Source organism: Microbacterium sp. SORGH_AS_0888 (assembly GCF_030818905.1).
Taxonomy (GTDB): Bacteria; Actinomycetota; Actinomycetes; order Actinomycetales; family Microbacteriaceae; genus Microbacterium.
Genome location: NZ_JAUTAZ010000001.1, coordinates 1,078,002 through 1,099,725 on the forward strand (window position 1 = coordinate 1,078,002; position 21,724 = coordinate 1,099,725).

Sequence of the window (21,724 nt, forward strand, 5' to 3'; positions counted from 1 at the left end):
GCGCGGCCGCCGGCTACACGGCGCGCGAGTGCGCGGAGGCGCGGACGATCTGTTCCGGCGTCGGCGTGACACCGGTGTAGCGGGCGAACTGGGACGCCGCCTGCAGAGCGATCACCTCGGCGCCCGTGATCACCTCGACCCCGGCGGCGCGGGCCGCGCGGATGAGCGGCGTCTCGGCCGGGAAGGCCACGACATCGAAGACCGTGCGCGCCGCGGCGACGTGCTCCGCGCCGAACGCGAGGACATCCGCATCCGGTCCGTCCATGCCCAGGGGCGTCACGTTCACGATGATCGCCGCACCCGGCGGGGGATCCTGCGGAACCCACCGGTAGCCGTACGCGGCGGCCAGCGCGCGACCGCTCTCCGCGTTGCGGGCGAGCACGGTGACGTCGGCGAAGCCGGCCCCGTGGAAGGCCGCGACGACGGCCTTGGCCATGCCGCCCGAGCCACGCACGAGGACGGCGGACGCCGGGTGGAGCGCGTGTCGGGCGATGAGCTCCGCGATGGCCTCGTAGTCGGTGTTCGAGGCGACGAGCCGACCGTCACGGTTGACGATCGTGTTGACGGAGCCGATCGCCGCAGCGGAGGGCTCGATCTCGTCGACGAGCGGGATCACGGCCTCCTTGAAGGGCATGGAGACGGAACAGCCCCGGATGCCGAGAGCTCGCACTCCCCCGATGGCGCCGGCGATGTCGGTCGTCGTGAACGCCTTGTAGACGAAGTCGAGGCCGAGCTCGGCGTAGAGGTAGTTGTGGAACCGGGTGCCGATGTTCGAGGGCCGGCCGGCCAGCGAGATGCACAGCGTGGTGTCCTTGCTCAGCTCGGGCATGTCGGACGCTCCCCTCCTGGTGGGTCTGCGCGGTTCGCGGCGACGGGGCCGTCGCGCCTTCACGATACCGTCGCCCGGGTCGCGGGGCGCCGCGGAACGCGACAGCGGGCGCCGCGCGAGCACAGAGGCTCGCGGGGCGCCCGCTGCGGTGGGTGTCAGACCAGCTGGATGTTGGCGGCCTGCATGCCCTTCGGGCCGCGCTCGGCGTCGAAGGAGACCTTCTGGTTCTCCTCGAGGCTGCGGTAGCCGCTGCTGTTGATCGCGCTGTAGTGCGCGAACACGTCGGCGGATCCGTCGTCGGGCGCGATGAAGCCGAAGCCCTTTTCGGAGTTGAACCATTTGACGGTGCCAGTGGCCATGACGTCATTCCTTCGTTGTCTGGGACCACGGACGTGATCCGGGAGGCCGCGACGACGTCGCCGTCGCGGAGTGTGGGAGGGCAGCGGACACGCGGTTCCGGCATCGGCGACGAGCGCGCGCGCCTCGTCGATCGAGGACGCCGCGGCGAGCAGCCGGCTGCGGGAATCGTGTGCGAGGAAGCGGCCCGCGTCCTCGGCGACGTAGCCGGCGAAGTCGCCGTCTCTCGTGCCGACGTGGACGTCGTGGGCGGCCTGCCGCCAGAGGAGGGGGGAAGAAGCTCGAAGAGCCGAGGGGGAAAAGATGAAAAACCAATCAAGAAGAGCACGTACCCGCGGACACGACGCACGCGGAGGAAGGAGATGAACGTCTGTCCGGAACGATCTCCGGACCCGAGAGCCGGTCTGGACGAGGTGTCCAGCAGAAACACGACTTCAACAACCTGACATCCACCATAGCGTACTCCGACGGCGGGGGCGAACGCCGCCACGCGGACGTGCTCGTGCGCGTGGCGCTCCCCCGATATCGTGACTGCCACACGTGCCGACGGCACGGAGCACGCATCGGAAGGTGGCCCATGGCGGTCCGTGTCGACCTCAACATCTCGCTCGACGGTTTCGTGACGACCACGGATCAGACCCCGGAGAACCCGTTCGGCGACGACTGGGGCCGACTCGTCTCGGCGTACGTCGGCACCCGCACGTTCCGCGAGCGGGTCCTGCACGACGACTCCGGCTCGGGGACGACGGGGGTCGACGACGCCTACGCGCAGGCCTACTTCGACGAGGTGGGCGCCGAGATCATGGGGGCGGGGATGTTCGGGCTCCACGATCACCCGGACGACCCCGACTGGCGCGGATGGTGGGGCGAGGAGCCGCCGTTCCACGTGCCGGTCTTCGTGCTGACGCACACGCCGCGCGCCTCGATCGAGATGGCCGACGGCACGACCTTCCACTTCCTCAGCGCCACTCCCCAGGAGGCCCTCGACCGCGCCCTCGAGGTCGCGGGAGGGAAGGACGTCCGGGTCGGCGGCGGGGCGACGGTCGTGCGCGATTTCCTCGCGGCAGGCCTGGTCGATCGTCTCCACGTGGGGATCGCGCCGATCCTCCTGGGTCGCGGCATCCGCCTCTGGGACGACCTGCGGGGCCTGGAGTCCGGCTACGAGGCCGCGACGGAGATCGCCGAGAGCGGCACGATCCATCTCACCTTCCGGCGGTGACCGGTCGCGCCCGCGGCCCGCGGGGGCTCAGGCTCCGGACGCGGCCCGTCGCGCGATCAGCTGCTCCCTGACCTCGCGTCGCAGCACCTTCCCCACGAGCGAGCGCGGCAGCTCGTCGAGGATCACGACGGTCCGCGGCACCTTGTACGCGGTGAGCGAGGCGCGGCAGAAGCCGCGCACGACATCCGGGGTCAGCGAGATGCCCGCGCGGACGACGACCGCCGCCGCCACCGACTCCGACCCGTCCTCACGCGGAAGGGCGACGACGGCGGCATCCTCGATGTCGGGATGCGAGCGCAACACCTCCTCGACCTCCGAGGGCGAGACGTTGAAGCCGCCCGTGATGATCAGCTCCTTGCGACGGTCGACCACCGTGACGAAGCCGTCGGGCGACACGGTGACGATGTCGCCGGTGCGCAGCCAGCCGTCGTCGAGCAGCGTCTCCGCCGTCTCGGCCGGGCGGTTCCAGTAGCCCGCGAACACCTGCGGCCCGCGCAGCAGGAGCTCGCCCGGCTCACCCGGCGGCAGGTCCCGGGCCGTGTCGTCTGGGTCGACGACACGGATCTCGGTGGAGGGGAACGGGACGCCGACCGTGCCGGCACGGCGGGTGGGTCCCATGGGGTTCCCGAGCGCCACGGGCGAGGTCTCCGTCATCCCGTACCCCTCGACGAGAAGCCCGCCGGTGACGTCCTCCCAGCGCCGGATCGTCGCCGCGGGAAGGCTCATGGCGCCCGAGATCGCGAAGCGGACCCGGGACAGGTCGAGCCCGCCGTCGACCGCCGCGCGCGCCAGACGGTCGTAGATCGGCGGCACCGCCGGGAGGAACGTCGTCGGATGCTTGGCGTTCGCCGCCGCGAACAGGTCGACGTCGAAGGTCGGCTGCAGCACGATGCGCGCCCCGATGCTGATCGCGAACGTGAGACAGAGCGTCAGACCGTACGCATGGAAGAGCGGAAGCACGGCGGCGAAGACCTCCTGGCCCTCCCGAAGGCCCGGCACCCACGCCCGCCCCTGCATCGCGTTCGCACGCAGATTGCGATGCGTGAGGATGGCGCCCTTCGGCGTTCCGGTGGTGCCGCTGGTGTACTGCAGCAGGGCGGTGTCCTCCAGCGTCGGCCCCGGCACCCGCCGGGAGAGGCGGCCGTGATCGAGGAGGCTCTGCCACCGCAGGGTCCGCCGGACCCGTGCGGAGGCCCTGAGCCTGTCGCGCGCGGCCCGTGCCGCGGGGAGCGGCAGCCGCAGCGCGAAACGCTTGCCGAACGGCATCGCCTCGGTCATGTCGACCGTGACGATCCGCCGGGGCCGCACCGCGGCCGGGAACCCCGCGACGGTCGCCGCGGACTTGTCCCAGACGATCGCCACCTGTGCGCCGTGGTCCTCGAACTGATGACGCAGCTCGGACGCCGTGTAGAGCGGGTTGTGCTCGACGACGATGGCGCCCAGCCGCAGCACCGCGTAGAAGGCGATGACGTGCTGCGGGCAGTTCGGCAGGACCAGGGCGACGCGGTCGCCGGCCCGGACACCGAGCCGGCGCAGCCCCTCCGCGGCGCGCGCGACCTGGTCGCCGAGCTCCCGGTAGGTGGTCGTCGCGCCGAAGAACACGAGCGCCGTGCGGCGTCCGTGGTGCGCGACGGCCTGTGCGAGCATGTCGGGCAGCGTCTGGGTCACCGGCTCGATCTCGTGGGGCACACCCTCCGCGTACGCGGAGAGCCAGGGACGTGAGGCATAGGAGGACATCGGCAGCAATGATGTCATCGCTCCCCGCCGAGCCGTCGCTGAACGCGCCATCCCCGCCTCGTTTGGCGCGTTCAGTGACGGCTCGGCGGCGGGGGCAGGGGACCGACGAGCCCCAGCTCGCGCAGCCTCGGCAGGACGACCTCGCACACCAGCTCCACCGATCGCCAGGAGCCGATCGGGAACGCGATGAATCCGTCGATCGCCTGGGCACGGGCACGTGCGGCGATGGATGCGACGGCATCGGCGGGCGTGCCGACGACCGACCAGTGCGGGCCGATCGCGCGGCGCCCCGGCTCGTACGTCTCACGCGCGATCTCGACGGCCTCCTCGCGCGTGTCGGCGAGGAGCAGGCTGAGCCCCGGGAGGAACAGCGGGATGCGGGAACGTCCCTCCTCCGCGGCCGCCGCCCGGATGGCCTCCCGCTGCGTGACGCTGTCGGCCGTCTCGACCGCGGCGCCGAACACGGCGTCCGCGCGACGCGCCGCGAGCGCGACCGTCGCGGCCCCGCCGCCGGCGACCAGCAGCGGAAGCGGCTCCCGCGTGCGCGCCGGCAGGGGCAGTGGGCCGGCGACGCGGAAGCTCTCGCCGACGTGGTCGATTCCGTGCACCTGATCGAGATCCACCAGCGTCCCGCTCTCGCGATCGGCGATGAGCGCGCCGTCCGGAAAGCTCGCGCGCAGCGCCTCGACCACGTCGATGAGCTCCGCCGCGCGGCGCCAGCGCGCGGCGGAGTCCGGCAGCCGCGCGACGGAGAACTGGTCGTCTCCGGATCGGGAGGTCACGACGTTCCACCCGACCCTGCCCGGTGCGAGATGCTCCAGCGACACGAGCTGCCGAGCGAGCGGATACGGCTCCGTGAAGGTCGCCGACACCGTCGTGATCAGGGTGATCCGGCTGGTGGCCCCCGCGAGCTGGGCCGCCTGCACGATCGGGTCGAGCCCCAGGTGCGCGGGGTCGTGGCCGATCGTCTCGCGCGGCAGCGTGAGGGCATCCGGGCGGAAGCAGAGGTCGAAGCCGGCCCGCTCGGCCCGGACGACGGCCTCGACGATCGGCGTCCCGGACAGAAGATGCTCGACGCGCGAGTCCGCACGACGCCACGCCGCTGCCCGCATCCAGGTGGGCGCGGCGGAGAAGCCCGTCACGAGGCTCATGCGATCGCCCCCTCCGCGGCAGGGGCCAGCGGCGCGATGGGGACGACCATCGGTGTTCCCGCCACGGGGTGGGGCACCACGAGCGCCTCCAGGCCGAAGGCGTCCGCGACGAGCCGCTCCGACATCACCTCCGCCGGCGGGCCGGCGTCGATGATGCGGCCTTCCCGCATGACGACGAGGTGATCGGCGTACCGACACGCCTGATCGAGGTCGTGCAGCACGAGCACGACGGTGCGCCCCTGTTCGCGGTTGAGCCGTCGGCACAGCTCGAGCACCTCGAGCTGGTGGACGACATCCAGGTAGGTCGTCGGCTCGTCCAGCAGCATCACGGGGGTCTGCTGCGCGAGGAGCATCGCGATCCAGGCGCGCTGGCGCTGGCCGCCGGACAGCTCGTCGATGGGCCGATCGGCGAGGCCGGCGACGCCCGTGGCGCGCAACGCGTCGTTCACCGCGTCCGCGTCGGCGGGCGACCACTGCTGCAGCAGCCGCTGATGCGGGTAGCGACCGCGGGCGACGAGCTCCGCCACCGTGACGCCGCCGGGAGCCGACGCCGCCTGCGGGAGGAAGCCGACCCGGCGCGCGAGCGCCTTCGGGGCGAGATCCCGGATGTCGTCCCCGCCGAGCAGGACCCGTCCCGATGACGGACTGAGGAGCCGGGCGAGACCGCGCAGCAACGTCGACTTGCCGCACGCGTTGGCGCCGAGGATCACGGTGATCCTCCCCTCCGGCAGAGTCACCGTGAGCCCGTCCACGATGACGCGGTCGGCGTAGCGCAGGCTGAGCCCCTCGGCCGCGAGCGAGTCGGACATCAACGCCATCCCCTTCCTTCGGCCGAGCCTCGGCTCGGCATGAGCAGCCACAACAGGTACACGCCGCCGATGACCCCCGTCATCCGCCCGATCGGCACGGCGAAGGTGACCGGCAGCACCTGCGTCACGACGTCGGCAGCGAGCAGCAGCACCGCTCCCATGGCCGCGGAGCTCACCGTCGGCGGTGCCGCGCTGCGCAGCAGCCGCCGCGCCAGCTGCGGGGCGGCGAGCGCGATGAAGGCGATGGGCCCGACCGCGGCCGTGGCGAGCGCTGCCAGCACCACGGCGCAGACGATGAGGACGAGCCGCGTGCGCTCCACCCGCACACCGAGCTGTTCGGCGGTGTCGTCGCCGAGCTCCATGAGGCCCGCGCGTCGCGACAGGATCAGCACGATCGGCAGCACGAGGCCGACCCCGGCGAGCACGGGCAGCGCATGGCCCCACTGGCGCGCGTCGAGCGAGCCGGAGAGCCACAGGTTGGCCTGGCTCGAGGCATCGATCGTGCCACGCACGAGCAGCAGACCGTTCACGGCCGAGGCGATGGCCCCGACACCGATTCCCACGAGGATCAGCTGGCGGCCCGGCAGTCCCCCGCCCCGGCGTGCGAGCAGCAGCACGATGCCGGCGGTCACCAGCCCGCCGAGGATCGTGCCGGCGGCGACCTGCGTCGGCGGCGCCCCGAAGAGCACGATCTGGATGAGGGCACCGGTTGCGGCGCCCGTGGTGAATCCGATCACGTCGGGCGAGCCGAGCGCGTTCCGGGCGAGGGATTGGAAGATCGCCCCCGAGATGCCGAGCGCCGCCCCCGCCCCGATCGCGCTCAGCACGCGCGGCAGGCGGATGCCCTGGATCACCCGCACGATCGTCGGGTCGTCCGACACGCCGAGGATGCCGGCCGGAACCTCGGAGAGAGGCACGGGAAAGGTCCCCACCGTGATCGCCGTCGCGCCGGCCGAGAGCGCCGCGAGAACGAGGACCGCGGTGACGATCGCCGTGCGCGGACGGACGAGGATGACCACGTTCCCGACACGGAGTGCGCGCCGAGCGCCCGGTGCGCGCTGGGCCGTGATCCCGGTCACAGCAGCGCCATCCGGCGCCGCCGCACGAGGGCGACGAAGAAGGGTCCCCCCAGGAGCGCCACCATGATGCCCACCCCCACCTCGCCCGGGGGCGCGACGACGCGTCCCAGCAGGTCGGCGATCAGCACGAGCGCCGCCCCCAGCGCCATCGCGACCGGCAGCATGCGTCCGTGACGGGAGCCGACGAGCAGGCGCGCCACGTGCGGCGCGGTCAGGCCGACGAAGGCGATGGGCCCCGCCGCCGCGGTCGCCGCGCCGGAGAGCACGACGACGGCGACCCCGGCCGCCGCCCAGACCGCCGCGGGACGCGCGCCCAGCGCGCGCGAGGTCTCGGTGCCGAGGGCTGCGGCATCGAGAGCACGCGACAGCAGCAACGACAGCACGACGCCCAGACCGATCAACGCCGCGGCGGCGGGAAGCACGTCCAGGTCGCGTCCCGCCAGCGACCCGACCGCCCAGGCCCGGTAACGGTCGAAGATCTGGTCGTCGCCGTTGACGATCACGATCTGCGCGACGGCGCCGAGCACGACCGAGAGAGTGGCTCCCGCCAGCACGAGCCGGACGGGGTCGGACCCTCGACGGACGCCGCCCAGAAGCATCACGAGCGTTCCGGCGATCGCCGCCCCCACCAGCGCCGCGCCGAAGTAGGCGACCGGCGTGACGATCCCGAACGCCGCGACCGCCACGGCGACCGCGACGGCCGCCCCGGCGCTCACCCCCAGCAGGCCCGGCTCGGCGATGGGGTTCCGGGTGAGCGACTGCATCACGACACCTGCGGCACCGAGCGCAGCGCCCACGAGCACGGCCAGCGCGGCGCGAGGCAGGCGACGGTTGAGCAGGAGCAGGTGGGCGTCATCGGTGGGATCGAACGCCGTGATCGCACGCCAGAGATCGAGCGGGCCGAGCATGCGGGTTCCGACGACCGAGCTGAGCACCACGAGCAGGACGATGCCGAGCGCGACGGCCACGGACACGACGAGCAGTCGCCGGCGGGCACGGGGCCGCGCCGGTGCGGGCGTCGCGGAAAGGGATGAGGGCGAGGAGGAGAGCGCAGTCATGAGGGGGTGGTCGCCGCCCTCCGCGAGCGGAGGGCGGCGAGAGGGTCAGGAGAACAGGTCCTTCACGTGCTCCACGATCTCGCGGGAGCTGTACGGGTCCATCCGGAACGAGTTCTTGCCGAGCCCGTACACCTGGCCGGCCGCGACCGAGGGCACATTGGCCAGCACCGGGTCGGTGGCGAACGCCTGCGCCTTCTCGTCGTCGACGGAGAGGATGAAGGTCGTGCGGCTCGTGAGCTTCAGCAGGTTCTCGTACGTCGCCCAGACGAAGTCGGACCGCTGCTGCGCCTGGGTATGCCACGACGGATCGGGGTCCTCGACACGGAAGCCGAGCGAGGCGAGCAGGTCGGCGTGCGGTCCGCCCGCGCGGGCGATCGGGTTGTCCTGCCCCGGTCCGTTGAACGAGATGACGTTGACCGTGCCCTCGGGCACCGTGATCGCCGAGGCCGTCTCGCGCACGACGGCGTCGAAGTCGTCCACGGCCTTCTTGGCCTGCGCCTCGAGCCCGGTGGCGTGGCCGAGCTCGACCGCGAGGTCCTGCCAGGTCTGCCCGCCGTAGTCGACGACGATCGTCGGGGCGATGGCGCTCAGGTCGCCCACGTTCCCGGTGAGGGCGTCACGTCCGCTGGTGGCCACGACGATCAGATCGGGGTCCTGCGCGATGACCGCTTCGAGGTTGAACTCGCCGACGCTCCACAGGTTGGCGACGCCTCGCTCGGTCGCGACATCGGCCCACTGGTCGAACCAGACGCCCCCGAGCTGCGACCCGCTCGCCACCACCGGGGCGTCGATCGCGAGCAGCGTGCCCGTCACCGAGACGGCGGTCGAGACGACGCGCTCGGGCTTCGCCGGGATCTCCGTCGTGGTGCCGTCGGCGTTGGTGAAGGTGCGGGGCCACGCCGCCTCATCCGACGAGCTCGACGCGGGGGCCGTGTCGGAGGCCGCTGTCGATGCGCACCCGCTCAGGGCGAGAGCGCTCGCGACGGCGAGCGTGATCAGTGCCGTGAGGCGACGGCGCAGTGGTCGCTGTGAGGACATGTTTCCTTCCCATCGCACCGCCGACCTGATCGACGGTGCCGTCATCCGCCGGGGGCGGGGCTGTGGCGCGGCATCTTCGACGCGGAGCATGGAGGCTCATCTAAAGGTTAGGATGCCCTTACCTCACTGGTTTCACCCGGATCGGCGAATCCTTGACCTCACTCCGCCTCCAGCCCGCAGCGATTCCCCCCGCATCCACCCGCACCGCCGTCGACACCACCGCTCCCACGCTGGTCTGGGTGCGAACGGGCACGGCCGAGGTCACGGTCGACGGCGTGCCGCAGCGACTCGCCTCGGGTCAGGCGCTGTGGCTTCCGGCGTCGCGCCACGTCGTCGTCCGCGGCGCAGCGGGCTCGAGCGTGCTGCCCGTGCGCGTGCGCGGCTCCGACCGCGATGCGGGACCGCTGGCGGTGACGAGGTTCGCGGTGGCGAGCGAGCAGGAGCCGCTGCTGCTCGCCGCCTTCGCCCGCAGTCTCGGCGTGCTCCACGGCGGCGGTGTCCGCGCCGCCGCGCTGCTGCACGGGCTGGGACAGCACCAGCACGGGATCGCGGCGCCCGCCCTGCCCCGCTCTCCCGATCTGCTCCGCGTCGCGGAGAGCCTGCTGGGCTCCCCGACGGCCTCGCCGTCCGACGTCGCCGGCGCCCAGGGACTCGGCGAGAGTGCGCTGACGCGACGTTTCCGTGTCGAGACGGGCTGGACGCCCCGGCGCTGGCAGACGCGCAGCGTGCTGGCGCGTGCGGCGGCACGCATCCGGGAGGAAGGCGGCGTCGCGGCCGGTCTGGCGGTGACGGGATACTCGGGACCACAGGCGTTCGCGCGGGCGTTCCGTCGAGAGTGGGGCATCTCGCCGAGCGAGCTGCTCGCCACGCGGTGCGCGGCCGTCGTGGCCGACCGGCGCGCCGCCGTTCTCGGTCCGCAGTGCACCGGCTATCACGTGGTGCTGTGGGTCGCCGCCGGATGTGCGACCCTGCAGATCGACGACACGGTCACCGCGGCGCACGCCGGGGACCTCGTCTGTCTCCCTGCCGGAGCGATCATCGGCTACCGCGCCGAGCCGGGGTCCGCGGTGGTGCCGCTGGGATGGCTGCCCGGCGGCACCGCGCTCCCGGCCGGCATCGTCGCTCACGCCGGTCCCGAGAGCACGGATGCGCTCATCCGGCTCGCGGCCTGGACCTACACCGGGCTCGGTCCGATCGGCGCCGGTGATCCTCGTCACACCCTGGAGGCGCTCCTCGGCGTCGGAGCGGCAGAGGGCCTGGCCCCGCACGTCGCCGACGCCGCGCACGCCGTCCTCGCGCAGCTCAGCAGCGATCCGGCCGACGATCGCACGACGTTCGAGCTCGCGCACGAGAACGCGCTCGAACCCGACGAGCTGCGCACCGCGATCGGCGCGCTCACCGGGACGACCCTGCCGGTCTGGCGGGCGCGCACGCGGATGGGCTGGGCGCGACGCCTTCTCCGCGACGGCGTGCCGACCACGCAGGTGGCACGACGGCTCGGGTTCGCCGACGCGGCCTCGTTCAGCCGCGCGTTCACGCGCGCCCACGGATGTCCGCCGTCGCGCTATCGCCAGCGCGAGCTGCGCGAGGCTCACCCGGAGTACGCGCGGACATCGTGACGCACGCCGATCGGGCCCCGGTCGACGGTGCCGTCGCCCGGCGGATGCGGCGGAGGCGTCCCTCGGCCGGCGCGACGCCTCGACGGACCGCGACGGCTGCGGCACACCGGGGCCTCGGTCTCGTCAGCGCGCGAGGGCACCCCCACGGCGGCCACCGCCGACGGGCAGGTTCCCCAGGCGTGCCGCGAGCACGGCGTTGCGTGCGCCGCGGTTGGCGGCCAGGACGAGCAGGATGACGCCGGCGCCGCCGATCGCCTTGGCGCCCAGCGCGGTCGCGCCGACGTCGAGCCCGATCCGCACGAGCAGCAGGACCACCCAGAGGGCCAGTCCCCACCAGCCGGTGCGGGACTCGAAGACGGCGCGCTCCCCACGGCGGCCCACGACGGGCGGATCGAGCGGCCGGAAATGCGCGAGCGAGCCCATCCACGCGCCGACCCCGAGGGAGAGCACGAGCTGGATCACCAGGACGGCGACGTCGAGCGCGCCGATCGCGACGCCGCCGTGCGCCAGGACGACCACTCCGATCACGGCCAGGACGAGGGGCGTGCGCCACATGCGCGAGGGCACGACCGGCCGCCAGGTGGTCTGACGGTACCCGAGCCAGCCGACGAGCAGGACGACGAGGACGATGTCTCCGAGGATGTCGAGGTTCATGGCTCGAGCCTCGTCCGGCGGGCGCAGCTCCGCCTCCCCCACCGGGGTGGAGATCGGGTGGAGATCGCGACGGGTCCGGATTTAACACGGCCGCAATCCCCGCAGGAACGTCAGCGAAACACGTCGAGCGTTTACTGATCGAAAGTGATGTTGGTCATACCAACAGCGTTGCGGAGCGAGGAGACGAACCGATGGATGCGGAACTCCTCGAGCCCGGACAGCGGATCGGGAGGATCACCGGGCTCGCCGCCACCGGGGATGTCGCCGACACGCTCACGTTCGCGGAGGGTCGCGTCGTCGACGCGACCTCCTTCCCCCACCCGATGGGCGAGACGGTCGACGCCTCGGGGTGGGTCGCCCTTCCACCGCTCGCCGACCTGCATGCCCACCTCGACAAGGGCTACACGTGGAGCGCCTTCGGTCAGCCGGAGGGCTCGCTCGACGACGCGATCACCTGCTGGATGGACCACGGCGCGAGCCACTCCTTCGCCGACATCAAAGCCGGTGCCCGCCGCCATCTGCTCGCAGCCCTGCACTCCGGGGTGACGGCCGTGCGTTCGCACGCCAACTACCACCTGGGCGATGACCCGCTGCGCGGCGTCCGGGCCCTCGTCGAGCTCCGGGAGGAGTTCGCCGGTCTCGTCGACCTGCAGATCGTCGCCAGCCCCGGCCCCTCCGACGGCCCCGATGACCTGGGACGCGCAGCCGTGATGCTCGGCATCGACCTGGTCGGCGGCTTCCCCCATCTCGCGGAGGACCCGAGCGCAGACCTGGAGCGGACGGCCGCCTTCGCGGAGGAGTTCGGGCTCGGCGTCGACCTCCACACCGACGAGACCCTCGATCCGGCCTCGCACGGCCTCGCGGACCTGGCGGCACGCACACGGCACTGGCCGGCGGAGGTCATCCGCTCCGCGGGACACTGCGTGAGCCTGTCCACCCAGGATGCCGCCACGCGCGCCCGCACGCTCGCCGCCGTGGCCGAGGCCGGCGTCTCGATCGTCACCAATCCGCTGACGAACCTCTACCTCCAGGGCTGGCAGCACCCGGTCGGCACGCCCCGGGGGATCCCGCCGCTGCGCGAGATCCTGGATGCCGGAATCGTCCTGGCCGCGGGCGGCGACAATGTGCAAGACCCGTTCAACCCCCTCGGCAACGCCGACATGGTCGACGTCGCGGCCGAGCTCGTCACCGCCGGCCACCTGACGCCCGCCGAGGCGTGGCACGTCAGCTCCGGCGGCGGTCGCGCCGCCTTCGGGCTGCCGCCGGCGCGCGGGCGGGTCGGCGAGGTCGCCGATGTCGTGCTCGTCCGGGCCGCTCACGCCGCCGAGGCGCTGGCCGAGCGGGCTCCGGATCGGATCGTCGTCCGTGACGGCCGGGTGATCGCCGTACGACGCCGCATCACCCGCAGCGTGCTCGACCGGCCACCGATGTCGGCCCCGTCCTCCGCGCCGACCTCCGAAGGAGCCCTGATATGAGCACGACCGCCGTCGACGGCAGCACCGAGCCCGTCGGGTCCGTGACGAGCGGGGCCGGCGCCGCCGTGGCCCCGACGCTGTCCTTCACGGACGTCGCCAAGGTCTTCGACACCGGCACCCGCGCGCTCGAGGAGGTGTCACTGGACGTCCGGCCGGGTGAGTTCGTCTCGGTCGTCGGTCCCTCGGGCTGCGGAAAGTCCACGCTGCTGCGTCTGGCCGCCGGACTCGACGGCGCGACCGAGGGCACGGTCGAGGTCCGCGCCGACACGACGAGCTTCGTCTTCCAGGAGGCGACGCTGCTGGAGTGGCGCACCGCCCAGCGCAACGTGGAGCTCGTCGGCGAGCTCGACGGGGTCGGCAGAGCCGAACGCCGTCGCCGCGCCTCCGAGGCGCTCGAGCTCGTGGGGCTCACGGGCTTCGAGAATCAGCATCCGCGTGCACTGTCGGGCGGCATGCGGATGCGCGTGTCGATCGCCCGTGCCCTGGTCGCGGAGCCGCAGCTCGCACTGTTCGACGAGCCGTTCGGGGCGCTCGACGAGATCACCCGGCTCAAGATGCAGACCGAGCTGCAGCGGCTGTTCCAGCTCAAGGGCTTCGCCGCCATGTTCATCACGCACTCGATCTCGGAGGCCGTCTACCTCTCGAGCCGGGTCGTCGTCATGAGCGGCCGTCCGGGACGCATCGTCGACGACATCGACCTGCCCTGGTCCTACCCCCGGTCCCCCGAGCTGCGCTACGAACCCGAGTTCGGGCGGATCGTCGGCCACCTCTCGCACGCCTTGGAGGCGCACTCGTGAGCCATGACCTCGTCCTCACCCCACCCGCCGCCCCGGAGGACCGACCGCTCGCGCCATCGACTCCGCACGCCGGCGGCGGGGCGCCGGCCGCGCCTCGGCCGCGGTCGCGTGGCGCCGCCGGCGTCGTTCGCGGCATCTGGTCGCGGACGATGCCGATCATCGCCGCCGTGATCGGGATCATCGCGATCTGGTACGCCGTGTCGTACCTCCTGCTGAGCGAGAGCCGCCGCTTCCTGCTGCCCCCTCCGCATCAGGTGCTGACCGAGACGGTGGGCAACGACAAGGTGATCGGTCCGATGATCGCCGCTCTCGGGCAGACGATCACCGTCGCCCTCATCGGGCTCGCGATCGCCGTCGTGATCGGCATGGGATGGGCGATCGTGATGTCGCAATGGCGCCTCGCCGAGAAGATCCTCTACCCCTACGCCGTCATCCTGCAGACGATCCCCATCCTCGCCCTGACCCCGCTCATCGGAATCTGGATGGGCTACGGGCTGCCGGCGCGCATCGTGGTGTGCGTCATCATCGCGGTGTTCCCGATGATCTCGAACACGCTGTTCGGGCTGCAGTCGGCGACCCCGGCGGCGCACGATCTGTTCACCCTGCAGAAGGCCGGCAAGTGGCAGCGGATGACCAAGCTCATGCTTCCCGCCGCCATCCCCTCGGTCTTCACGGGCCTGCGCCAGTCCGCGGGCCTCGCCGTGATCGGTGCGATCGTCGGCGACTTCTTCTTCCAGCAGGGCAGTCAGGGGATCGGCGGTCTGCTCCGGACCTACACGCTGCGCCTCAACATGGAGCCCCTCTTCCTCGCGATCATCTTCACGGCCCTCTTCGGCGTGATCGTCTTCTCCGTCTTCGCCGCCCTCGACCGCCTCATCGTCGGGCGCCTGTTCGGCGTCGCCGCCCGCTGACCGCCGCACGCCCGGCGCACGGCGCCGCCCCATCGCGTCTCCGACCCGCACGACCGTACGACCCGCACCACCCGCCCGTCCCCACCCGCCCGAAGCCCTCCAGGAGGACACCGTGTCACAGCCCACCCCGCTCCCCCGCCGCGCCACCGTGCGCGCCCTCGCGATCGGCGCCATCGCCGCATCCGTCATCGTGGTCGCCGGATGCTCCGGCGCCGACCCCGCGGCCCCGTCGTCGGCCGCCGCCGGCACGGCCGCCGAGAAGGGCGGACCCCTCGACCTCGCGAGCGTCTGCCCCGCGACGATCGTGATGCAGCAGGACTGGCAGCCCGAGTCGGAGCACGGCGCCATGTACAACCTCGTCGGCGACGGCTACACCGTCGACACCGACAAGAAGACCGTGACGGGGCCGCTCGTCGTGAACGGCACCGACACGGGGGTGAAGATCGAGGTCCGCTCCGGCGGTCCGGCGGTCAACTTCCAGCCGGTCCCCGCACTCATGTACCTCGACACCGACATCCTGATCGGCGCCGTCAACACGGACGCGGCGATCGTCGCGGACGCGGACCAGCCCACGGTCGCCGTGACGTCGCAGCTCACCTACAGCCCGCAGATCCTCATGTGGGACCCGGAGAGCCACAACGGTGCGACGACCATCAAGGAGGCGGCGGCGGGCGGCGACCCGGTCGTCACCTCGGGAGACGTCATCCCGAACCTGCTGCTGTCGCAGGGCGTCATCACCTCGTCCCAGATCGACACGAGCTACGAGGGCACCCCGCAGCGGTTCGTCTCCGACCCGAAGATCCTGCAGCAGGGCTTCGCGACCGCCGAGCCGTACATCTACGAGAACGAGATCTCGCAGTGGGGCAAGCCGGTCGGCTACCAGCTGCTGTCCGAGCTCGGCTACAACATCTACCCCGAGCCGCTGGCGGTGCGGAAGGCCGACGTGACCGACAAGGCGGACTGCCTGAAGAAGCTCGTCCCGATCATGCAGCAGTCGCAGATCGACTTCCTCAACGCCCCCGAGCACGGCAACGCCGTGATCCTCGACCTCGTCGAGAAGTACGACACCGGATGGACCTACTCGGAGGGCGTCGCCCAGTTCTCGGTCGAGCAGCAGAAGAAGCTGGGTCTGGTCACGAACGACACGGCGTCGGGCGTGTTCGGCCAGTTCGACCCTGAGCGCATGTCCGCGATCGTGAAGGACTTCACGCCCTTCCTCGTGACGGCCGGAAGCATCACGCAGGCGGCCGCGTCGGCGATCGATCCGTCCGCGCTCTACACGAACGAGTTCATCGACACCTCGATCAAGATGGGCTGACCCGGTCGCGTCGATGCCCCGCCTCCCGAGCTCGAGGGGGCGGGGCATCGACGAGCCCTCACCGCGAAAGGAAGCGCTGTGACGCTCGATCTGCGCCTGCGTGACGCATCGCGACGCTGCCCCAAGCGCATGGTCTACGGCCCGTGCGGCGGGGTGTCCGCACAGGGCGGATGCGAGATCCCCGACCTCCGGTGCTCGTTCGTCGACGACGGCGAGCTCCTGGACGGCCTCGCCTTCGCCCCCTCCGACGTCGCGGTGCCGGAGAGCGCCCGGGAGAGCGGCGACGCACTCGCCGTCGGGACGAGACGCCCGGCCTCCGCCGCCTTCGCCGCCCGCATCGGCGACGGTCCCATGATCACCGCCGACCTCCCGGTCCGTGGCACCGATCCGGGTCTGCTGACCGAGGCGGGCGTCCGGCTGGCCGGCCTCACGGCGGTCATCGCCGGCGAGCCGCCGGGCCTGCGCGACGCCCTCAGCCCGACGCACAAGGCACTCGTCCTCGTCGCGGCGGGAGCGACCGTCATCGCCGGCATGACGTGCCGCGACCGCAACCGGGTCGCGATCGAGGGCGAGCTCGCCGCCCTCGCCGATCTCGGAGTGGCCGGCGTCCTCGCCGTCACCGGCGACCATCCCGCATCCACCGCCCTTCCGCACGCGAGGCCGGTCTTCGACCTGGACTCGACGCGCGTCGCCGCTCTCGCCCGCCGCGCGGGTCTGTTCGTCGCCGTCGCCGAGCAGCCGGCCGCACCCCCGGTCGCCTACCGTCCGGCGCGGCTCGCCCTCAAGGCGCAGGCCGGGGCTGAGCTCGGCATCCTGAACCTCTGCGGCGACATCGAGGACATCGCACGCTTCGCGGCGGGGGTGGCACGGACGGCCGCGCCCCTCCCCATCAGCGTGTCGGTGCCGGTGCTCGCCTCGCGTGCCGCGACGCGCCGGCTCGGCACACTGCCCGGCGTGTCGTTGCCCGCCGACCTCATGGCGGCGGTGGCCTCAGCCGATGCCCATGACGCCGCGGAGTCCGGCGCGCGTGCCGCCGCGGAGTGGGCGCGGCGCGCTCTGGCCGTGCCCGGGGTGGTCGGGGTGCACCTGTCGGCCGTCGTCGACGACAGTGATCCGACGGGGATGTCGGCCGTGACGGCGATCGTCCGGACGAACACTCTGTTGCGCGAGCGGTTGCTCACCGATGCGGAGGCCAGGGAGCCGACGCGATGACGACACCGACCGTTCCGGACGCGGGCCGCACGCATCCGCCCGTGCGCCTGGCCGCATGCCCGAAAGCCATGGCCTACGGGCCGTGCGGCGGCGTGAACGCCGACGAGACGTGCGAGGTCGAGCCCGCGCCCTGCGTGTTCCTGCAGCGGGATCTGCCCGTGCGGTGGGACGGCGACGACCGCGCGGACCTCGACGAGATCACGACCGCATCCGGCCGGGAACTGCAGGCGATCGCCCGGCGGCGTCCGCTCGTGATGACGGGATTCCCCGTTCGTGCCCTGCATTCGGACGCCGTCGGTGCGACCGCCGCCGCGCTCTCGGGCAGCACGGATGCCGTGCTCTCCGGCGACGCCGGCCGCTCGCGCGTGCAGTTCCCGCCCTCCTACCGTGCCGCGCTCATCACCGCGACGGGGCTGCGCCTGTGGATGGGGTTCAACGCCCGCGACCGCAATCGCACCGCCCTGGACCGGGAGCTGGCGTCGCTCCAGGCCCTCGGCGTCGCCGGCGTCCACTGCGTGACCGGCGACCACACGCGAACCGGCGATCGTCCCGACGCGAGACCCGTGTTCGATCTCGAGTCGACCACGGTGCTCCCCCGCGCTCGCGCGCTCGGGCTGCTCACGTCGTTCGCGGAGTCGCCGGCGGCTCCTCCGATCGCCGAGCGCGGCGCCCGGGTCGCGCAGAAGCAGCGCGCCGGGGGCAGGATGTGCCTCACGCAGTATGCCGGGGATGCGGACGAGGTCGCCGCCTTCGTCGAGCTCTGCCGGGCGGCCGGAGCGAGCGCTCCCGTTCTGCCCGGAGTACCGCTCGTCGTCGACCGCGACGGCGCGGCGCTGCTCGCCTCGTTCCATGCCGCCAAGCTGCCCGTCGGCTTCATCGACCGCCTCTTCTCGGCGCGCGACATCCGCGCGGAGGGCATCCGGCGCGCGGTCGGGTACGGTCACGCACTGCTGGGCACGGGCCTGGTCGGGGGCGTCGTGATCGCGGGCGGCGCGCGACTGGGAGAGGAGGTCGCGTACGCCTCCGACCTCGCAACCGTGGCGCGCGAGCTCGGAGGCGGTTCGTGACGGGTCTCAGTGCGACCCCGGGCTGCCTTCCTTGACGGTCAGAACCCGCGTCGTCTCGCCCGGCTCGGTGCGCCAGCGATGGCGCACACCGCCCTGGTAGTACACGGCGTCGCCGACCTCGAGGGCCAGCTCCTCACCGTCGAGCACGACGACGAGGCGTCCCTCGAGCACGTAGACGAACTCCTCCTCGTCGTGGACCCACCACAGGTCCTCGGCGAAGGTTCCCGACATGACCATGGGCACGAACCGCGGATGGTCCCGCGCGAGCACGCGCACGGGGCTGCCGCCGGCGTCCAGTGGCGTCGCCTCGCTCGCCCGGAAGACGTGGAACGCGCCTGCGCTCCGGGGCGCGGCATCCGTGTCGTCTGTGAGCAGAGCCTGCTGCGTGGTGCCGAGCGCCTGGGCGACACGGAACAGCGAGGTCATGCTCATGCGCTCGAGCCCACGCTCGACCTGGCTGAGGAACGAGTGCGAGAGATCGGCCTCCGCGGCCATCTGCGTCAGCGTCATGCCTCGGCTCTGACGCAGCGCCCTGATGCGGGCTCCGAGCACGCGGGCCGCCGCTGCGGGACCGTCCTCGTCCGCGCGGCGCCGGGCTGACACACCCCGGCGCGAGGAGGCGGCTTCCGACATGAGTGAAGACTATGACACGATGCAGTCCGCCGTGGTGGAGGACCGTTGTGGTGCACGAGCCGGCGTGAGTAGCGTGGTGGCCGTGACGAGCGTCGATCGGGTCTCCGGAGCACATCCGAGGGAGACCGTCGCGATCGTCGGCCCCGGGGCGATCGGAACCACGATCGCGGCGGCGCTGCACGAAGCCGGTCGCACGCCGTTGCTGTGCGGGCGGTCGCGACGCGATCGCCTGGAGCTGATCGCGGGCGACGACGTGATCGTCGTTCCCGGCCCGGTGAACACGCATCCGGAGACCTCGGCCGCAGCAGTGGACGTCGTCTTCCTCGCGGTGAAGGCGACACAGCTCGAGGCGGCCGCGTCGTCCTGGCTGCCGGCGCTGTGCCGCCCCGGAACCGTCGTGTGCGTCCTGGAGAACGGGGTCGAGCAGACGTCGATGGTCGCCCCCCACCTGCCCGAGGGAACGGAGGCCATCGCTTCCGTCGTCTGGTTCCCCGCACAGGCGCGGGCCGACGGCACGGTGCTGCTGCGCGGCGAGCCGCGCCTGAGCGTCCCCGTGTCGGCCGCATCGCAGCGGGTCGTCGAGGCTCTCGGCGGGACGCGATGCCGGGCGGAGATCGCCCCGGACTTCCGCACCCTCGCGTGGCGGAAGCTCCTTCAGAACGCGGCAGCCGGATGGATGGCGCTGACCGGCCGCCGCGCCGGCATGTTCACCCGGAAGGACATCGCCGAGCTCACGCTCTCGTATCTGCGCGAGTGCCTGGCCGTCGCCCGCGCCGAGGGGGCCGAGCTGGACGACACCGTCCCCGCCGAGATCCTGGCGCTGTTCCAGGGCTTCCCGCCGGACATGAGCACCTCGATCCTCACGGACCGCGAAGCCGGCAGGCCGCTGGAGTGGGACATCCGCAACGGAGTGATCTCACGCCTCGGCCGGCGCCACGACATCCCCACCCCGATCAGCGATCTGGTCGTGGCGCTGCTCGCCGCGTCGAGCGACGGGCCGGGCTGACCGGATCACCCCGCGGCGGCCTCCGCGCGTCGGCGCGCGAACTCACGCGCCTCGGTGAACAGCTCGAGGTCGATCCCGACGTGCCGTCGCGCGAGATCGGCTGCAGCGTCGGGAGACGCGGACACGATCGCCTCGACGATCGCGTCGTGCTCGCGGGCCGCCCGCGACTCCATCCGCCGGTGGCTCTCGCGGTCGCCCCACGGATGCGCCGGAGCCGACAGCGAGAGGCGGCTCTCGTGTCCCAGGACGATGTCGCGGAGCGCGGCATTGTGGGCGGAGTCGATGATCGCGAGGTGGAGCAGGCTGTCCGCGCGTTGCTTCGCGTCGCCGGACTCGGCCGCGTGGAACGCCGCCAGCCGATCCCGCATCGCGACGATGTCGGCGTCCGTCCGCCGCTCCGCGGCCAGACGCGCGATCGAGGAGTGCAGAAGCGAGCTCGCCGTGCAGGCATCGACGATCTCGTCCCACCGCTCGGCGAACCACCGGTCGACGCCCACGACGACCGACGCCGGCCATTCCTCGGCCACGAACGTCCCGCCCGCACGCCCGCGGCGGCGTTCGATGAGCCCCCGCGCCGAGAGGTCGTCGAGCGCGGCGCGCACGGTGGTTCGACCGACGCCGAGCAGGGGCGAGAGATCTCGTTCGGGCGGGAGCCGCGTGCCGGGAAGGAACTCGCCGACCGCGACCGCGGTTATCAGTCGCTCTGTCACCCGCTCCACGAGGGATGCGTCGTCGGTGTCGGTCATGCGCTCCCCGTCATTTCTTTCATGTTAAATCCGACAAAAAGGTTTGCCAACGAACCTTTAAGAGGTTCACGATGACTGCATGCAACGCGAGATCACGGTTCCATTCGACGAAGGCTTCACCTGGGCCCGGCTGACGGAGCCCGCCGCCCCGACCGGGCGAGCGCCGCTGTTCATCCTGCACGGCGGCCCCGGAATGGCACACGACTACGTGGCGAACCTCTCAGCCCTCGCCGACATCACCGGCCGCACGGTGGTGCACTACGACCAGATCGGCTGCGGACGCAGCTCCCACCACCCCGACGCCCCCGTCTCCCGCTGGGTGCCGCAGCTGTTCGTCGACGAGTTCCACAGCCTGCGCACCGCGCTCGGAATCGACGAGTACCACGTGCTCGGACAGTCCTGGGGTGGAATGCTCGGCGCAGAGATCGCGGTGCGGCGACCCGCGGGGCTGCGGAGCCTGGAGATCTGCAACTCGCCCGCGTCCATGGCCCTCTGGCTCGCCGGCGCCGCACGGCTGCGTTCCGAGCTGCCCGCCGACGCGCGAGAAGCACTCGATCGTCACGAGGCCGACGGCACCATCGACCACCCCGACTACGTCGACGCCACTCGACAGTTCTACGAGCGACACGTGTGCCGCATCACCCCCATGCCGCAGGACTTCGTCGACAGCGAGACGCAGATGCTGGCCGATCCGACGGTCTACCACACGATGAACGGCCCCAACGAGTTCCATGTCGTCGGAACCGGTCGTGACTGGACGATCATCGACCGCCTGCCGCAGGTCGCCGTGCCCGCTCTCGTCGTCGCGGGCGAGTTCGACGAGGCGACGCCCGAGACCTGGCAGCCGTTCGTCGACCACATCCCCGGCGCCCGCTCGCACGTCTTCCCCGGCGCCAGCCACTGCACGCATCTCGAGATGCCCGAGGAGTTCTTCGCCGTGATCGCCGACTTCCTCGCCCCGCTGCCCTGATCCGCTCCGCCAACGCCCGCCCCGCTCCACCTCACCCGA

21 protein-coding genes are annotated in these 21,724 nt (G+C 72.2%); 10 read left to right on the plus strand and 11 right to left on the minus strand.

Going from position 1 to position 21,724, the window contains the following annotated elements; genetic code table 11:
* Positions 1 to 13: 13 nt before the first annotated feature.
* Together QE381_RS05340 and QE381_RS05345 are read right to left on the minus strand one after the other, a co-directional pair.
* Entirely contained in the window at positions 14 to 829 is an 816-nt protein-coding gene (locus QE381_RS05340; protein ID WP_307216129.1) for a shikimate 5-dehydrogenase, read from the minus strand.
* Positions 830 to 984: 155 nt separating this feature from the next.
* Positions 985 to 1,188, minus strand: coding sequence for a cold-shock protein (locus tag QE381_RS05345; RefSeq protein WP_307216131.1), 204 nt, complete (start codon positions 1,186 to 1,188; stop codon positions 985 to 987).
* A 575-nt stretch (positions 1,189 to 1,763) separates the two neighbouring features.
* Here QE381_RS05345 and QE381_RS05350 point away from each other — a divergent pair.
* Positions 1,764 to 2,405, plus strand: coding sequence for a dihydrofolate reductase family protein (locus QE381_RS05350; protein ID WP_307216133.1), 642 nt, complete (start codon positions 1,764 to 1,766; stop codon positions 2,403 to 2,405).
* A 27-nt stretch (positions 2,406 to 2,432) separates the two neighbouring features.
* On the opposite strand, the gene QE381_RS05355 is transcribed toward QE381_RS05350, so the two are convergent.
* The 6 genes from QE381_RS05355 to fepB all read right to left on the minus strand — a co-directional run bounded on the left by QE381_RS05355 (position 2,433) and on the right by fepB (position 9,277).
* Positions 2,433 to 4,142 (minus strand): long-chain-fatty-acid--CoA ligase, encoded by a 1,710-nt coding sequence (locus QE381_RS05355; RefSeq protein ID WP_307216134.1) that lies wholly within the window; start codon positions 4,140 to 4,142, stop codon positions 2,433 to 2,435.
* Between the two features lie 71 nt (positions 4,143 to 4,213).
* The gene (locus QE381_RS05360; protein WP_307216136.1) at positions 4,214 to 5,293 is read right to left on the minus strand and encodes an LLM class flavin-dependent oxidoreductase; all 1,080 of its coding nucleotides are present in this window, start codon (positions 5,291 to 5,293) and stop codon (positions 4,214 to 4,216) included.
* A complete protein-coding gene (locus tag QE381_RS05365) occupies positions 5,290 to 6,111 on the minus strand; it encodes an ABC transporter ATP-binding protein (RefSeq protein ID WP_307216138.1) in 822 nt (273 codons plus the stop codon). Before QE381_RS05365 ends, QE381_RS05360 begins: the two co-directional genes overlap by 4 nt.
* The gene (locus QE381_RS05370; protein WP_307216140.1) at positions 6,102 to 7,181 is read right to left on the minus strand and encodes an iron chelate uptake ABC transporter family permease subunit; all 1,080 of its coding nucleotides are present in this window, start codon (positions 7,179 to 7,181) and stop codon (positions 6,102 to 6,104) included. Before QE381_RS05370 ends, QE381_RS05365 begins: the two co-directional genes overlap by 10 nt.
* Positions 7,178 to 8,155, minus strand: a complete 978-nt coding sequence (locus tag QE381_RS05375) for an iron ABC transporter permease (protein WP_307216142.1) — start codon at positions 8,153 to 8,155, stop codon at positions 7,178 to 7,180. The genes QE381_RS05370 and QE381_RS05375 overlap by 4 nt, the downstream gene beginning before the upstream one ends.
* A 129-nt stretch (positions 8,156 to 8,284) precedes the next feature.
* On the minus strand, positions 8,285 to 9,277 hold the full coding sequence (gene fepB / locus QE381_RS05380; RefSeq protein WP_307216144.1) for a Fe2+-enterobactin ABC transporter substrate-binding protein: 993 nt from the start codon (positions 9,275 to 9,277) through the stop codon (positions 8,285 to 8,287).
* A 152-nt stretch (positions 9,278 to 9,429) separates the two neighbouring features.
* Between fepB and QE381_RS05385 the strand changes: the two genes are divergently transcribed.
* Positions 9,430 to 10,896: a helix-turn-helix domain-containing protein gene (locus QE381_RS05385; protein ID WP_307216146.1), complete on the plus strand. Its 1,467-nt coding sequence runs from the start codon at positions 9,430 to 9,432 to the stop codon at positions 10,894 to 10,896.
* Between the two features lie 123 nt (positions 10,897 to 11,019).
* Here QE381_RS05385 and QE381_RS05390 read toward each other — a convergent pair whose 3' ends face one another.
* Complete coding sequence (locus QE381_RS05390) at positions 11,020 to 11,550, minus strand: hypothetical protein (protein ID WP_307216148.1); 531 nt, start codon at positions 11,548 to 11,550, stop codon at positions 11,020 to 11,022.
* Positions 11,551 to 11,741: 191 nt separating this feature from the next.
* Here QE381_RS05390 and QE381_RS05395 point away from each other — a divergent pair, with 191 nt between their 5' ends.
* From QE381_RS05395 to QE381_RS05420, 6 genes are all read left to right on the plus strand, one after another.
* A complete protein-coding gene (locus QE381_RS05395; RefSeq protein ID WP_307216149.1) occupies positions 11,742 to 13,025 on the plus strand; it encodes an amidohydrolase family protein in 1,284 nt (427 codons plus the stop codon).
* The gene (locus QE381_RS05400; RefSeq protein ID WP_307216152.1) at positions 13,022 to 13,822 is read left to right on the plus strand and encodes an ABC transporter ATP-binding protein; all 801 of its coding nucleotides are present in this window, start codon (positions 13,022 to 13,024) and stop codon (positions 13,820 to 13,822) included. The genes QE381_RS05395 and QE381_RS05400 overlap by 4 nt, the downstream gene beginning before the upstream one ends.
* Positions 13,819 to 14,733: an ABC transporter permease gene (locus QE381_RS05405; protein ID WP_307216154.1), complete on the plus strand. Its 915-nt coding sequence runs from the start codon at positions 13,819 to 13,821 to the stop codon at positions 14,731 to 14,733. The genes QE381_RS05400 and QE381_RS05405 overlap by 4 nt, the downstream gene beginning before the upstream one ends.
* Positions 14,734 to 14,845: 112 nt before the next feature.
* A complete protein-coding gene (locus tag QE381_RS05410; protein ID WP_307216155.1) occupies positions 14,846 to 16,051 on the plus strand; it encodes a hypothetical protein in 1,206 nt (401 codons plus the stop codon).
* 78 nt (positions 16,052 to 16,129) lie between these two features.
* Positions 16,130 to 17,263 (plus strand): methylenetetrahydrofolate reductase C-terminal domain-containing protein, encoded by a 1,134-nt coding sequence (locus QE381_RS05415; RefSeq protein WP_307216158.1) that lies wholly within the window; start codon positions 16,130 to 16,132, stop codon positions 17,261 to 17,263.
* Positions 17,260 to 18,330, plus strand: coding sequence for a methylenetetrahydrofolate reductase C-terminal domain-containing protein (locus QE381_RS05420; RefSeq protein ID WP_307216160.1), 1,071 nt, complete (start codon positions 17,260 to 17,262; stop codon positions 18,328 to 18,330). The genes QE381_RS05415 and QE381_RS05420 overlap by 4 nt, the downstream gene beginning before the upstream one ends.
* A 6-nt stretch (positions 18,331 to 18,336) precedes the next feature.
* Here QE381_RS05420 and QE381_RS05425 read toward each other — a convergent pair whose 3' ends face one another.
* Entirely contained in the window at positions 18,337 to 18,963 is a 627-nt protein-coding gene (locus QE381_RS05425) for a helix-turn-helix domain-containing protein (RefSeq protein ID WP_307216162.1), read from the minus strand.
* Between QE381_RS05425 and QE381_RS05430 the strand changes: the two genes are divergently transcribed.
* Complete coding sequence (locus QE381_RS05430) at positions 18,962 to 19,969, plus strand: oxidoreductase (protein ID WP_307216164.1); 1,008 nt, start codon at positions 18,962 to 18,964, stop codon at positions 19,967 to 19,969. The two genes, QE381_RS05425 and QE381_RS05430, sit on opposite strands and share 2 nt — an antisense overlap.
* 5 nt (positions 19,970 to 19,974) lie before the next feature.
* On the opposite strand, the gene QE381_RS05435 is transcribed toward QE381_RS05430, so the two are convergent.
* A complete protein-coding gene (locus QE381_RS05435; RefSeq protein ID WP_307216166.1) occupies positions 19,975 to 20,715 on the minus strand; it encodes a FadR/GntR family transcriptional regulator in 741 nt (246 codons plus the stop codon).
* 79 nt (positions 20,716 to 20,794) lie between these two features.
* Here QE381_RS05435 and QE381_RS05440 point away from each other — a divergent pair, with 79 nt between their 5' ends.
* Positions 20,795 to 21,685, plus strand: coding sequence for a proline iminopeptidase-family hydrolase (locus QE381_RS05440; protein WP_307216168.1), 891 nt, complete (start codon positions 20,795 to 20,797; stop codon positions 21,683 to 21,685).
* Positions 21,686 to 21,724 lie beyond the last annotated feature (39 nt).

Bases quoted from the DNA above. Each gene is read 5' to 3' on its own strand.
- QE381_RS05350 (WP_307216133.1), top strand. From the start codon at position 1,764: ATGGCGGTCCGTGTCGACCTCAACATCTCGCTCGACGGTTTCGTGACG.
- QE381_RS05425 (WP_307216162.1), bottom strand. From the start codon at position 18,963: ATGTCGGAAGCCGCCTCCTCGCGCCGGGGTGTGTCAGCCCGGCGCCGC.
- QE381_RS05420 (WP_307216160.1), top strand. From the start codon at position 17,260: ATGACGACACCGACCGTTCCGGACGCGGGCCGCACGCATCCGCCCGTG.
- fepB (WP_307216144.1), bottom strand. From the start codon at position 9,277: ATGTCCTCACAGCGACCACTGCGCCGTCGCCTCACGGCACTGATCACG.
- QE381_RS05395 (WP_307216149.1), top strand. From the start codon at position 11,742: ATGGATGCGGAACTCCTCGAGCCCGGACAGCGGATCGGGAGGATCACC.
- QE381_RS05430 (WP_307216164.1), top strand. From the start codon at position 18,962: ATGAGTGAAGACTATGACACGATGCAGTCCGCCGTGGTGGAGGACCGT.
- QE381_RS05340 (WP_307216129.1), bottom strand. From the start codon at position 829: ATGCCCGAGCTGAGCAAGGACACCACGCTGTGCATCTCGCTGGCCGGC.
- QE381_RS05355 (WP_307216134.1), bottom strand. From the start codon at position 4,142: ATGTCCTCCTATGCCTCACGTCCCTGGCTCTCCGCGTACGCGGAGGGT.
- QE381_RS05435 (WP_307216166.1), bottom strand. From the start codon at position 20,715: ATGACCGACACCGACGACGCATCCCTCGTGGAGCGGGTGACAGAGCGA.
- QE381_RS05345 (WP_307216131.1), bottom strand. From the start codon at position 1,188: ATGGCCACTGGCACCGTCAAATGGTTCAACTCCGAAAAGGGCTTCGGC.
- QE381_RS05360 (WP_307216136.1), bottom strand. From the start codon at position 5,293: ATGAGCCTCGTGACGGGCTTCTCCGCCGCGCCCACCTGGATGCGGGCA.
- QE381_RS05400 (WP_307216152.1), top strand. From the start codon at position 13,022: ATGAGCACGACCGCCGTCGACGGCAGCACCGAGCCCGTCGGGTCCGTG.
- QE381_RS05365 (WP_307216138.1), bottom strand. From the start codon at position 6,111: ATGGCGTTGATGTCCGACTCGCTCGCGGCCGAGGGGCTCAGCCTGCGC.
- QE381_RS05440 (WP_307216168.1), top strand. From the start codon at position 20,795: ATGCAACGCGAGATCACGGTTCCATTCGACGAAGGCTTCACCTGGGCC.
- QE381_RS05390 (WP_307216148.1), bottom strand. From the start codon at position 11,550: ATGAACCTCGACATCCTCGGAGACATCGTCCTCGTCGTCCTGCTCGTC.